Origin of the sequence: Kluyvera sp. CHPC 1.251 (assembly GCF_036759945.1) — a bacterium.
GTDB lineage: Bacteria > Pseudomonadota > Gammaproteobacteria > Enterobacterales > Enterobacteriaceae > Kluyvera > Kluyvera sichuanensis.
In genome coordinates this window covers 154,907-167,423 of sequence record NZ_JAPKIC010000001.1, presented here as the reverse complement: position 1 = coordinate 167,423, position 12,517 = coordinate 154,907, and the positions used below count along the sequence as shown (strand labels likewise).

10 protein-coding genes are annotated in these 12,517 nt (G+C 56.9%); 7 read left to right on the top strand and 3 right to left on the bottom strand.

Annotated elements, in window-relative coordinates:
- Window positions 1–101 precede the first annotated feature (101 nt).
- The 3 genes from nrdA (at window position 102) to yfaE (ending at window position 3,921) form a co-directional block, all read left to right on the top strand.
- Complete coding sequence (gene nrdA, locus V6940_RS00780; RefSeq protein ID WP_185666860.1) at window positions 102–2,387, top strand: class 1a ribonucleoside-diphosphate reductase subunit alpha; 2,286 nt, start codon at window positions 102–104, stop codon at window positions 2,385–2,387.
- Between the two features lie 149 nt (window positions 2,388–2,536).
- Entirely contained in the window at window positions 2,537–3,667 is a 1,131-nt protein-coding gene (gene nrdB / locus V6940_RS00775) for a class Ia ribonucleoside-diphosphate reductase subunit beta (protein WP_035892621.1), read from the top strand.
- Window positions 3,667–3,921 (top strand): class I ribonucleotide reductase maintenance protein YfaE, encoded by a 255-nt coding sequence (yfaE, locus tag V6940_RS00770; RefSeq protein ID WP_035892620.1) that lies wholly within the window; start codon window positions 3,667–3,669, stop codon window positions 3,919–3,921. The genes nrdB and yfaE overlap by 1 nt, the downstream gene beginning before the upstream one ends.
- Window positions 3,922–3,924: 3 nt before the next feature.
- On the opposite strand, the gene V6940_RS00765 is transcribed toward yfaE, so the two are convergent.
- On the bottom strand, window positions 3,925–5,115 hold the full coding sequence (locus V6940_RS00765) for an MFS transporter (RefSeq protein ID WP_333494469.1): 1,191 nt from the start codon (window positions 5,113–5,115) through the stop codon (window positions 3,925–3,927).
- 185 nt (window positions 5,116–5,300) lie between these two features.
- On the opposite strand from V6940_RS00765, the gene V6940_RS00760 reads away from it, so the two are divergent.
- The 4 genes from V6940_RS00760 to glpC all read left to right on the top strand — a co-directional run bounded on the left by V6940_RS00760 (window position 5,301) and on the right by glpC (window position 10,371).
- Entirely contained in the window at window positions 5,301–6,179 is an 879-nt protein-coding gene (locus tag V6940_RS00760) for a LysR family transcriptional regulator (protein WP_333494468.1), read from the top strand.
- A gap of 127 nt (window positions 6,180–6,306) precedes the next feature.
- The gene (gene glpA / locus V6940_RS00755; RefSeq protein WP_333494467.1) at window positions 6,307–7,935 is read left to right on the top strand and encodes an anaerobic glycerol-3-phosphate dehydrogenase subunit A; all 1,629 of its coding nucleotides are present in this window, start codon (window positions 6,307–6,309) and stop codon (window positions 7,933–7,935) included.
- Window positions 7,925–9,184: a glycerol-3-phosphate dehydrogenase subunit GlpB gene (glpB, locus tag V6940_RS00750; protein ID WP_333494466.1), complete on the top strand. Its 1,260-nt coding sequence runs from the start codon at window positions 7,925–7,927 to the stop codon at window positions 9,182–9,184. Before glpA ends, glpB begins: the two co-directional genes overlap by 11 nt.
- Window positions 9,181–10,371 carry an anaerobic glycerol-3-phosphate dehydrogenase subunit GlpC gene (gene glpC, locus V6940_RS00745; RefSeq protein ID WP_333494465.1) on the top strand — a complete coding sequence of 397 codons (1,191 nt, stop codon included), beginning with the start codon at window positions 9,181–9,183 and terminating at the stop codon, window positions 10,369–10,371. Before glpB ends, glpC begins: the two co-directional genes overlap by 4 nt.
- A 25-nt stretch (window positions 10,372–10,396) precedes the next feature.
- Here the strand turns inward: glpC and yfaU are convergent, their stop codons facing one another.
- Together yfaU and V6940_RS00735 are read right to left on the bottom strand one after the other, a co-directional pair.
- A complete protein-coding gene (gene yfaU / locus V6940_RS00740) occupies window positions 10,397–11,200 on the bottom strand; it encodes a 2-keto-3-deoxy-L-rhamnonate aldolase (RefSeq protein WP_333494464.1) in 804 nt (267 codons plus the stop codon).
- 14 nt (window positions 11,201–11,214) lie between these two features.
- Window positions 11,215–12,504: an MFS transporter gene (locus V6940_RS00735; RefSeq protein ID WP_333494463.1), complete on the bottom strand. Its 1,290-nt coding sequence runs from the start codon at window positions 12,502–12,504 to the stop codon at window positions 11,215–11,217.
- Between the last annotated feature and the right edge of the window lie 13 nt (window positions 12,505–12,517).

The following is a 12,517-nucleotide window of genomic DNA, read 5'->3' as shown; positions in this document are numbered from 1 at the left end:
AACGAACCCCTACATGTAGTATTTATCCACAGGTTTTGCTACAACGGCAATTGTGGATAAATCAGGGGATATTTTCCTTTTCACGGACAGGTAAAAATCACATGAATCAGAGTCTGCTGGTGACTAAGCGTGACGGCCGCACAGAACGCATTAACCTCGACAAAATTCATCGCGTGCTGGATTGGGCCGCCGAAGGGCTGCACAACGTTTCGATTTCTCAGGTCGAACTGCGTTCACACATCCAGTTCTACGACGGGATTAAAACGTCCGACATCCATGAAACCATCATCAAAGCAGCCGCAGATCTGATCTCCAGCGAAGCACCAGACTACCAGTACCTGGCCGCGCGCCTGGCGGTATTCCACCTGCGCAAAAAAGCCTACGGCCAGTTTGAGCCACCGGCACTGTTCGACCATGTCAAACACATGGTTAACCTGGGTAAATACGACAATCATCTGCTGGAAGACTATACGGAAGAAGAGTTCAAGCAGATGGACTCGTTCATTGTTCACGACCGTGACATGACCTTCTCCTACGCTGCCGTGAAGCAGCTGGAAGGGAAATACCTGGTACAGAACCGCGTCACCGGCGAAATCTACGAGAGCGCCCAGTTCCTCTATATTCTGGTGGCTGCGTGCCTGTTCTCGAACTACCCGCGTGAAACCCGTCTGAGCTACGTGAAGCGCTTCTACGACGCCGTTTCCACGTTCAAAATTTCTCTGCCTACGCCGATTATGTCCGGCGTGCGTACCCCAACTCGTCAGTTCAGCTCTTGCGTACTGATCGAGTGCGGCGACAGCCTTGATTCCATCAACGCCACCTCCAGCGCTATCGTGAAATACGTTTCCCAGCGCGCCGGTATCGGCATCAACGCCGGTCGCATTCGTGCGCTGGGTAGCCCGATTCGCGGCGGTGAAGCGTTCCACACCGGCTGTATTCCGTTCTACAAGCATTTCCAGACGGCGGTTAAATCCTGCTCCCAGGGTGGTGTACGCGGTGGTGCGGCCACCCTGTTCTACCCAATGTGGCACCTGGAAGTCGAAAGCCTGCTGGTTCTGAAAAACAACCGCGGCGTGGAAGGCAACCGCGTGCGTCATATGGACTACGGCGTACAGATCAACAAGCTGATGTACACCCGTCTGCTGAAAGGCGGCGACATCACCCTGTTCAGCCCATCCGACGTCCCAGGCCTGTACGATGCGTTCTTCGCCGACCAGGACGAGTTCGAGCGTCTGTACACCCAATACGAGAACGACGACAGCATCCGCAAACAGCGCGTGAAAGCGGTCGAACTGTTCTCCCTGATGATGCAGGAACGTGCCTCTACCGGCCGTATCTACATCCAGAACGTTGACCACTGCAACACCCACAGCCCGTTTGACCCGGTTGTTGCCCCAGTGCGCCAGTCTAACCTGTGCCTGGAAATCGCCCTGCCGACCAAGCCGCTGGACGACGTTAACGACGAAAACGGCGAAATCGCCCTGTGTACGCTGTCCGCCTTCAACCTGGGCGCTATCAAAAGCCTGGACGAGCTGGAAGAGCTGGCGGTGCTGGCAGTGCGCGCACTGGATGCTCTGCTGGACTACCAGGACTACCCAATTAAAGCCGCTGAACGTGGCGCAATGGGCCGTCGTACGCTGGGGATCGGCGTTATCAACTACGCCTACTGGCTGGCGAAAAACGGCAAGCGCTACTCCGACGGCAGCGCCAACAACCTGACTCACCAGACCTTCGAAGCTATTCAGTACTACCTGCTGAAAGCCTCCAACGAGCTGGCGAAAGAGCAAGGTGCCTGCCCGTGGTTCAACGAAACCACCTACTCGCAGGGCATTCTGCCGATCGACACCTATAAGAAAGACCTGGATGCGATTGCCAACGAGCCGCTGCATCTGGATTGGGAAACGCTGCGTGAGTCCATTAAGACCCACGGCCTGCGTAACTCCACGCTCTCTGCCCTGATGCCGTCCGAGACCTCTTCGCAGATCTCCAACGCCACCAACGGCATCGAGCCGCCGCGCGGCTACGTGAGCATCAAAGCGTCGAAAGACGGTATCCTGCGCCAGGTGGTGCCGGACTACGAACACCTGCACAACGCTTACGAGCTGCTGTGGGAGATGCCGAACAACGACGGTTATCTGCAATTGGTGGGTATCATGCAGAAGTTTATCGACCAGTCGATCTCTGCCAACACCAACTACGATCCAACGCGCTTCCCATCTGGCAAAGTCCCGATGCAGCAGTTGCTGAAAGACCTGCTCACCGCCTATAAATTTGGCGTGAAGACCCTGTACTACCAGAACACCCGTGACGGTGCGGAAGATGCACAGGACGATCTGGCGCCTTCCATTCAGGATGACGGCTGCGAAAGCGGCGCCTGTAAGATCTAATAACGATTGCCGGGCAGCGACACGCTGACCCGGCCTTTGATTTCCGTATCGACCAAAACCTTATTCGGTGTACGGATTTATTTGCGATGATATTGTAAGCAGGTAAGTAACCGCCATCCGGCATTACTCTCCAGACAGGATTGACATCAATGGCATATACCACTTTTTCACAGACGAAAAACGATCAGCTCAAAGAGCCGATGTTCTTTGGCCAGCCGGTCAACGTGGCACGCTACGACCAGCAGAAATATGACATCTTCGAAAAACTGATTGAAAAGCAGCTCTCCTTCTTCTGGCGTCCGGAAGAAGTTGACGTGTCCCGCGACCGTATCGACTACCAGGCGCTGCCAGAACACGAAAAGCATATCTTCATCAGTAACCTGAAGTATCAAACCCTGCTGGACTCCATCCAGGGCCGTAGCCCGAACGTCGCGCTGCTGCCGCTGATTTCCATTCCGGAACTGGAAACCTGGGTTGAAACGTGGGCGTTCTCTGAAACCATCCACTCGCGCTCTTACACCCACATCATCCGCAACATCGTCAACGATCCGGCGATTGTGTTTGATGACATCGTTACCAACGAACAGATTCAGAAGCGCGCGGAAGGTATCTCCAGCTATTACGACGAGCTGATCGAGATGACCAGCTACTGGCACCTGCTGGGCGAAGGCACCCACACCGTTAACGGCAAAACCGTGACCGTGAACCTGCGCGAGCTGAAAAAGAAACTCTACATCTGCCTGATGAGCGTAAACGCGCTGGAAGCGATTCGCTTCTACGTCAGCTTCGCCTGCTCCTTCGCCTTCGCCGAGCGCGAACTGATGGAAGGCAACGCCAAAATTATTCGTCTGATCGCCCGCGATGAAGCACTGCACCTGACCGGCACCCAGCACATGCTGAACCTGCTGCGCAGCGGCGCGGATGACCCGGAAATGGCGGAGATTGCGGAAGAGTGCAAGCAGGAGTGCTACGACCTGTTCGTACAGGCTGCGGTGCAGGAAAAGGAGTGGGCAGACTATCTGTTCCGCGACGGCTCAATGATTGGCCTGAACAAAGACATTCTGTGCCAGTACGTTGAGTACATCACCAACATCCGTATGCAGGCGGTTGGCCTGGATCTGCCGTTCCAGACCCGATCTAACCCGATTCCGTGGATCAACACCTGGCTGGTGTCCGATAACGTGCAGGTTGCCCCGCAAGAAGTGGAAGTCAGCTCCTATCTGGTCGGCCAGATTGACTCAGAAGTCAATACTGACGATCTCAGCGACTTCCAGCTCTAATGAGCCGCGTTTTTCTGCGCATCTCTGGCACGCGTTTACAGTGCCAGGATGAACACCCTTCCCTGCTGGCGGCGCTGGAATCTCACAACGTTGAGGTGGAATACCAGTGCCGCGAAGGCTACTGCGGCTCCTGCCGCACGCGGTTGGTGTCGGGCCAGGTTGACTGGCTGACCGAACCGCTAGCCTTTATCCAGCCGGGCGAAATTTTGCCCTGCTGCTGCAGGGCAAAGGGTGATATTGAGATTGAGATGTAACGGTTAGTGCACCTCGTGTGCGCTAACCAGCGGCATCGCGCCACGGCGCTTCATCTGCGAGATATACAGTGCCCCCGCCAGTACCACCAGCAGCGCCCCGACCAGGTAAATGGCGCGATAGCCTACCCCTTCGACCATCATCCCCATCACGAAAGCGCCAATTGCCAGTCCGGCATCCATCGCGTTGAAGAACAGCGAGTTCGCTACGCCAATTTTATGCGGCTCTACCGAGCTGATAATTTGCGTCTGGAAGATAGGCGTCACCGAACCGTAGCCAATACCAATTAACGCGCCTGCCAGAATCATCGACGCGCTGCCGTGGGTGTATCCCAGCACGACCAGGCCGACAGTGAACGCCAGCAGGCAAGGATAGACCACATATTTCGGCCCTTTTTTATCGCAAATGTTGCCGGTAAAGGCGCGGCAGATCATCAGGAAAATGGCGTAGCACAGCAGGAAGTTACTGGCGGCGGCCATCAGATCCAGCTCACGAGCATACAGGGCGAGGAACGCAGAAACGCCAGCGTAAGAGAAGGTCATAAAGAAGGTGACCAGCGCAAACGGCATGGCGGCGCGGTCGAACATGGCGGAGAAGCCAAGCTTTGGCTGAGAACCATCGGCATGACGAATAACCGGCGGCACGCGAACAATCAATGACAGCACGATACCAATGGCCGAGACGACGGTACACATCCAGAACGCCTGGGTGAACGCACTATGCCGCGCCATATTCAGGCCAATCCACGGCCCAACAACCATCGCCAACCCCATGGCTAAAGAGAAAAAGCTGATGCCTTCCCCACGTCGGGAAGCAGGAATCAGGCGCGCGGAGATCGTACCCTTCACCGTGGTGATCACCCCAAAGGTAATACCGTGCAGCACGCGAATAAAAAGCAGTGCTTCAATGGAATGACAGAACGGATACAGCGCAGTCACCGCTAAAAACGCCAGAGAGGAGAGCATCAGAATCGTTTTGTTCGAATATTTTCCCACCCATTGCCCGGCAAACGGGCGCACGATAATTGCAGCGGCGAGGAAAAAAGTTACCAGCAGCCCGGCTTTATCCGCCGTGGCGTGGAGGTTATCAGCGATATAAATCGGCAGGAGCGTGAGAAGAACATAAAATACGAAGAAGATAATAAAGCTAATAATTGTGATTGCCCAAAAATCTTTAGTCCATAATTTTTCTTTCATTTATATGCAACCTAATTAAACGGCGCGCATTATCACATTCATCACGAATATATAATTCAGGAATGCATTATAAATACAAATAATTGCGTGCGTGATTGTGTGATTCAGTCCGTAGAAAAAATTATAGACAGGCGGTATAAATTAGTAAAATTAATCGTTTTAATGACTTTAATTAGGAAAGACTAATGACGCTAACGCAGATTGGCGCGCTGTTAACGGTCCTCGAATGCGGGGGATTCACCGAGGCGGGCAAACGACTGTACATGACCCAATCCGCCATCAGCCAGGCTATTGCCGCGTTGGAGGAGGAACTGGGCGTCGCCATTCTGGTACGCGAGCGCCGTAAAGCCATTACGCTGACGGCAGCAGGCGTTCGCATCGTGTCCCACCTTCGCCGCCTGATGAGCGAAGTCAGCGCGGTTAAAGAGATTGCCGAGCAGGAGAAAAAAATGCCGCAACGCCTGCTGCGCATTGGCTGCTTTCCGAGTATTTGCGCCAGCGTACTGCCCAAGGTGGTGCGCTATTTTGAACAGTATCATCCCAATATTAAAATTGTTCCCCACGAAGCCAACAGCGCCGAAATTATCGACGCGATTCGCGACAATAATATTGACGCCGGCTTTGTGCATATTCCGGTTGAAGGCATGTTCGTTGCCCCGGTCTATAAAGATCGCTTTGCCGTCGTGGTGCCAGATAATCATCCCTTTGCGGGAAAAAAAGCCATTTCGCTGAACGCCCTGTTCGACGAACCGCTGATTGTCAGTAAAGGGCGTTATGAAATGAGCATCATGTCGCTGTTTGCCGGAATGCATATTACCCCCAACATTAAATACGAATTTAACCACCCCAGCACGGCAATGAGCTTTATTCGTCAGGGGCTGGGTATCGCGCTGCTGCCGGAGCTAACCCTGAAAACGCTGGAGCAACCGCTGCGCTCGGTGCCGCTGGAGCCGCCGTTCTATCGCCAGGTGTCGCTTATCGCCAGCGAGCCTCCGGTGAGCGGTAGCCCATTGCAAATGCTGCGTAACTGTCTGCACCAGTTAGTCAGCGACGGGCAGATCTAAGAAAGGCGATACGCAGCACATTTCTCACCATTACCCTTTTCGATTAATGCGCGAATATGTTCGAAATCAAACAAAACAATCCATGCACATGACTTAATGTTGTTAAAACGAACATTGAGGACACATTATGGACAGCGCCTCTGTCAATGAATACGATGCCATCATCATCGGCGGCGGAGCCACCGGAGCCGGTATCGCCCGCGACGCCTCCCTGCGCGGGCTGAAGGTTGCGCTGGTTGAGCGCTTTGATATCGCCACCGGCGCCACCGGCCGCAACCACGGTCTGCTGCACAGCGGCGCACGCTATGCGGTGACCGACAGCGAATCAGCGCGCGAATGCATCAGCGAAAACCAGATCCTGAGGCGCATCGCCCGTCACTGCATCGAGCCCACCAGCGGGCTGTTTATCACCCTGCCCGAAGACGACCTCAGCTACCAGCGCACCTTTATGGATGCCTGCCAGACGGCAGGGATTCAGGCCGAAGCCATCGACCCCGCGCTGGCGCGTCGGATAGAGCCCGCGGTGAACCCGGCATTAGTCGGCGCAGTGCGCGTGCCCGATGGCACCGTTGACCCCTTCCGTCTCACCGCCGCCAATATGCTCGACGCGCGCGAGCACGGCGCGGCGATTTTTACCGCCCATGAAGTCACCGGCCTGATTCGCCATCATGACCGCATCAGCGGCGTTCGTCTGCTCAATCACACCACCGGGCAACCGCGCGAGCTGCATGCGCCGGTGGTGGTCAACGCCGCCGGGATCTGGGGCCAGCGCATCGCCGAATACGCCGACCTGCGCATCCGCATGTTCCCGGCGAAAGGATCGCTGCTGATTTTTGAAAACCGTATCAACCAGCACGTGATCAACCGCTGCCGCCCGCCCGCCGATGCCGATATTCTGGTGCCCGGCGACACGATTTCGCTGATTGGCACCACCTCAACGCATATCGATTACGATGAAATTGACCGCTGCCGCGTCACCGCCGATGAGGTGGATATCCTGCTGCGTGAAGGCGAGAAGCTATCGCCATTAATGGTGAATACCCGCATTCTTCGCGCTTACTGCGGCGTGCGTCCGCTGGTTGCTAGCGACGATGACCCCAGCGGGCGCAACGTTAGCCGGGGCATTGTCCTGCTGGATCACGCCGAGCGTGACGGGCTGGAAGGGTTCATTACCATTACCGGCGGCAAGCTGATGACCTACCGCCTGATGGCGGAATGGGCCACCGATGCTATCTGCCGCAAACTCAACCACAGCGGTATCTGCACCACCGCCCAAACACCACTGCCCGGCTCCCGAGAATCGGCGGAGAAAACGCTCCAGCGCATGATTTCCCTGCCCGCCCCGCTGCGCGGTTCAGCGGTCTATCGCCACGGCGACCGCACACCGGAGTGGCTCGGCAACAGTCGATTGCAGCGCAGTGTGGTCTGCGAGTGCGAAGCCGTGACCGCAGGCGAAGTGGAGTACGCGGTGGAGAATCTGGCGGTCAATAACCTACTGGATTTACGCCGTCGCACCCGCGTCGGCATGGGAACCTGTCAGGGCGAACTGTGCGCCTGCCGCGCCGCCGGCCTGCTCCAGCGCTATCGCGCCGCCACCTCGGCGCAATCGCTCACCCAGCTTTCTGCCTTCCTTAACGAACGCTGGAAAGGCGTGCAGCCGATCGCCTGGGGCGATGCGCTGCGCGAAAGCGAACTGACCCGCTGGGTGTACCAGGGATTGTGCGGCCTGAAAAAGGAGCCTGAAGATGAAATTTGATAGCGTGATTATCGGCGGCGGGCTCGCCGGACTGCTGTGCGGCATTCAGCTACAAAAAGCGGGCCTGCGCGCGGTGATTGTTAGCCGAGGCCAGAGCGCACTGCACTTCTCTTCCGGTTCGCTGGACTTGCTCAGCGCTCTGCCCGACGGACAGCCGGTTACCGACCTCGACAGCGGGCTGGCCGCGCTGCGCGAGCAATCTCCGCAACACCCCTATAGCCTGATTGGCGCTAACCTTGTGCAGCGCTACGCGCGACAAACGCAGACCCTGCTGGCAGAGTGTGGAATGAACATGCTCGGTGATATAGCAAAGCCGCATCAGCGCATTACCCCGCTGGGCACCCAGCGCGCCGCCTGGCTCAGCCCGTCGGAAGTGCCGATTATCCCGCTTACACACGGGCGCATTCGGGTGGTGGGCATTAGCGGGTTTCTCGATTTTCAGCCGCATCTGGTCGCCGAATCCCTGCAGCAGCAGGGGCTTAACGCCGATGCCGCTGAAATCGATTTACCGGAGCTGGATGTGCTGCGCGAGAACCCCACCGAGTTTCGCGCGGTTAATATCGCTAGAGTTCTGGATGAAAAAGCGCATTGGTCGGTGCTGCATCAGGCGCTGCTACCGCTCAGCGAAGGGCGCGACACGCTGGTAATGCCCGCCTGCTTTGGCCTGCGCGATACCGCGCTGTTCGACTGGCTTAACCATAATCTCCCCTGCACCCTTTCGTTGCTGCCGACGCTGCCGCCTTCGGTGCCAGGCATGCGGCTGCACGCCTCGCTGCAACGGCGGTTTGTTGCGCTGGGCGGCACCTGGATGGCGGGCGATGAAGCGGTGCGCATCAGTCACGACCGCGGTAAGGTTCGCGAAGTCTGGACGCGTAACCACGGCGATATTCCTCTGCGTCCACGCTTTGCGATACTGGCCAGCGGCAGCTTCTTCAGCAATGGCCTGACTGCCGGTCGCGACGGTATTCGTGAGTCGATCATGGGGCTGGATATTCAGCAGCCCGCCTCGCGAAGCGCGGGCTACCGCGATGACTTCTTTGCGCCGCAGCCGTGGCAACAGTCCGGCGCCATCGTCGATGCCGAACTGCATCCCGCGCTCCGCGGCTTGCCTATGCGTAATCTGTTTGCCATCGGCTCGGTGCTCGGCGGCTTCGACCCGATTGCCGAGGGCTGCGGCGGTGGCGTATGCGCCGTCACCGCGCTGCACGCGGCCGCACAGATTATCCGTTTAGCGGGAGGTGAAGCATGAGCCAGCAAAGTTTCGAAAACTGCATAAAATGCACTGTTTGCACCACCGTCTGCCCCGTCAGCCGCGTCAACCCGCGTTATCCGGGGCCAAAACAGGCCGGGCCGGACGGCGAACGCCTGCGCCGCAAAGACGCCGGGCTGTATGACGAGGCGCTAAAATACTGCATCAACTGTAAGCGCTGCGAAGTCGCCTGCCCGTCCGATGTAAAAATTGGCGATATTATTCAGCGCGCCCGTGCCGACTATAGCCAGCAAAAGCCGGGGATCCGCGATACAATCCTCAGCCATACCGACCTGATGGGCACGCTATCTACGCCGTTCGCCCCCATCGTCAACGCCGCCACCGGCCTGAAGCCGGTACGCCAGTTGCTGGATAGCGCCCTCAAGATTGACCACCACCGCGCCCTGCCGAAATACTCCTTCGGCACCTTCCGCCGCCGTTACGCCCGCCTTGCCGCCCAACAGGCACAGTTTGCCGAGCAGGTCGCGTTCTTCCACGGCTGCTACGTCAATTACAACCACCCACAGCTCGGGCTCGACCTGATTAAAGTGATGAACGCGATGGGGATTGGCGTGCAGTTGCTCAGCAAAGAGAAGTGCTGCGGCGTGCCGCTGATTGCCAACGGATTCTTTGACAAAGCGCGTCGCCAGGCGCAAAGCAACGTCGCCTCGCTGCGGGAAGCCATTAGCGGCAAAAAGCTACCGGTGATTGCCACGTCATCCACCTGCACCTTTACGCTGCGCGATGAGTACCCGCACCTGCTGGACGTCGATAACCACGACCTGCGCGACAACATTGAGCTGGCGACCCGCTGGCTGTGGCGCAAGCTGGACGATGGCGCGGAGCTGCCGTTAAAGCCGCAGCCGCTAAAAGTGGTGTATCACACACCGTGTCATATGGAAAAGATGGGCTGGTCGCTCTACACCCTCGAACTGCTGCGGCGCATACCGGGTATTGAGCTGCAAGTGCTGGATTCACAATGCTGCGGAATAGCGGGAACCTACGGTTTCAAAACGGAGAACTACCCAACGTCACAGGCGATAGGCGCACCGCTCTTCGCGCAAATTGAAGCGAGCGGTGCAGACCTGGTGATTACCGACTGCGAGACCTGCAAATGGCAGATTGAGATGTCCACCAGCAAGCGCTGTGAACATCCGATTACGCTGTTGGCACGGGCGTTGGCTTAAACAACGCTCTGCAAAGGGGAGAACGCTAGTAGCTCCCCTTTCCTTGTGGCTGTTCGGTCACAGATTTGAATATCGCCAGGCGTTTATCAAGCGCGCTGGTATAGAGATTGGTATCCACCCCTACTGCAACAAAATTAGCCCCCCACCCGAGTACTTTTTGCGCCATTTCAGGGTCAACAGCCAGGAAACCAGCCGCTTTTCCCGCGGCACGAATGCGTCGTATACTCTGCTCAATAACCCGCTGAACTTCCGGATGCCCGGCATTATCCGGATATCCTAACGAGGCTGATAAATCAGCTGGGCCGATAAAGACGCCATCAATACCTTCCACTTCGAGGATCTCATCCAGATTCTCAAGAGCCGTTTTGCTCTCCATCTGAATCAGCAGACACAGCTCGTCGTTGGCCTGCGCCATATAGTTCTCTACGCGTCCCCAGCGCGCGGCGCGAGCCACCCCTGCGCCAACACCGCGGGTACCGACAGGTGGGTAGCGAGTGGCAGAGACAATATCCCTCGCCTGCTCGGCGGTATCGACCATTGGGATCAACAGCGTTCTGGTGCCAATATCCAGCACCTGCTTAATCAGGCTACGATTGCCCTCTACCGGACGAATTACCGGATGACTGGCGTAGGGAGCAATAGCCTGGAGTTGATGGTAAAGATCCTGGACTGTATTCGGCGCATGCTCACCGTCAATCAGCAACCAGTCGTAGCCCGAAGTGGCGGCAATTTCCGCCATGTAAGAAGAGGTCGTGCTCAGCCACAGACCAATTTGCACCTCTCCCTGCAAGAGTCCCGCCTTAAATGGATTCGATAAAATGGCGTTCATAGTGATCCCTTAAATTAATGCTGTAAGGTGCTAGCCTGCGGCACCGTGCGATTAACACGCAGTGAAAAAATAATAACGCCCCCAACAATCGCCACGCAGGCGAGCGTCAGTAATCCGGCAGAATTGCTGGCGAAGATCGTTTCGGCCTGAACGCGAATAATCGGGGCCAGAAAACCGCCGATGGCGCCAAACAGGTTGACGAACCCAATGCCAGCCGCCAGCGCCGTACCGGAAAGCAGTTGCGTCGGCATGGTCCAGAAGACTGGCTGTACGGCAATAACACCAACGGCAGCTACACACAGCGCAATGATCGCCAGCACCGGTGAAACCAGCCCTGAGACCGCAATACCTATTGCTGCCGCCAGCAGGGTGAATGCCGCGATATTACGCCGCTCACCGGTACGGTCGGAGTAGCGTGGAATCAGCCAGGTACCGAACAGCGCCGCAACCCATGGAATCGCAGTCACTACCGAGGCTACAAACCCCACTTTGGTGCCCAGCAGCGCAGCGACCTGAGTTGGCAGGAAGAAAATCAGGCCATAAACCGCAACCTGGATGGTCAGATAGATAATCGCCAGTTGCCAGACGCGGCCATTGCGCAGAGCATCGGACAACCGGGAGGTGACCTTTTTCTGCTCTTCGCTGGCCAGCTCGCTGATTAACGCCTGTTTCTCAGCGGACGTCAGGAAACGTGCATTTTGCGGGGTGTCGTCGAGCCAGAGGAAGGTGAAGAATCCCGCGCCAACGGCAAGAAGGCCTTCAATGATAAACATCCAGAACCAGCCGGGATGCCCCATAAAACCGTGCATCTCCAGCAGCGCGCCGGATAAAGGCGAGCCGAGCGTCAGCGCCAGCGGCGCGCCCATATAAAATAGCCCCATAATGCTGGCGCGGTTTTGCTGCGGGAACCACTGGGAGGTCAGGTAGATCATGCCGGGGAAAAAGCCCGCTTCGGCGGCACCGAGCAGCGTGCGCACCAGCAGAAATTTCGCTTCGGTATCCGCCCACGCCATCGCTGCCGACAGAACACCCCACAGCAGCGTGGTGCAACCAATCCATTTTCGCGCGCCGAATTTGCGCATCAGCAGGTTGGCAGGCACCCCGAGAAAGGCGTACACCACAAAGAAGATCCCCGCCCCCAACGCATAGGCTTCATTACTTAGCCCGGTATCCAGCTGATAGGTCTCTTTAGCAAAGCCAATATTCGAGCGGTCAAGAAATGCCAGCACGTACAGCGCCAGCATAAAGGGGATCAAACGGGCGCGGTTTTTCTTCACCACGCTCTCAAGCAAGGTGTTGCTCATCGTAATATCCTCA

Bases quoted from the DNA above. Each gene is read 5' to 3' on its own strand.
- nrdA (WP_185666860.1), top strand. From the start codon at position 102: ATGAATCAGAGTCTGCTGGTGACTAAGCGTGACGGCCGCACAGAACGC.
- V6940_RS00760 (WP_333494468.1), top strand. From the start codon at position 5,301: ATGACGCTAACGCAGATTGGCGCGCTGTTAACGGTCCTCGAATGCGGG.
- V6940_RS00765 (WP_333494469.1), bottom strand. From the start codon at position 5,115: ATGAAAGAAAAATTATGGACTAAAGATTTTTGGGCAATCACAATTATT.
- yfaE (WP_035892620.1), top strand. From the start codon at position 3,667: ATGAGCCGCGTTTTTCTGCGCATCTCTGGCACGCGTTTACAGTGCCAG.
- glpB (WP_333494466.1), top strand. From the start codon at position 7,925: ATGAAATTTGATAGCGTGATTATCGGCGGCGGGCTCGCCGGACTGCTG.
- nrdB (WP_035892621.1), top strand. From the start codon at position 2,537: ATGGCATATACCACTTTTTCACAGACGAAAAACGATCAGCTCAAAGAG.
- glpA (WP_333494467.1), top strand. From the start codon at position 6,307: ATGGACAGCGCCTCTGTCAATGAATACGATGCCATCATCATCGGCGGC.
- yfaU (WP_333494464.1), bottom strand. From the start codon at position 11,200: ATGAACGCCATTTTATCGAATCCATTTAAGGCGGGACTCTTGCAGGGA.
- glpC (WP_333494465.1), top strand. From the start codon at position 9,181: ATGAGCCAGCAAAGTTTCGAAAACTGCATAAAATGCACTGTTTGCACC.
- V6940_RS00735 (WP_333494463.1), bottom strand. From the start codon at position 12,504: ATGAGCAACACCTTGCTTGAGAGCGTGGTGAAGAAAAACCGCGCCCGT.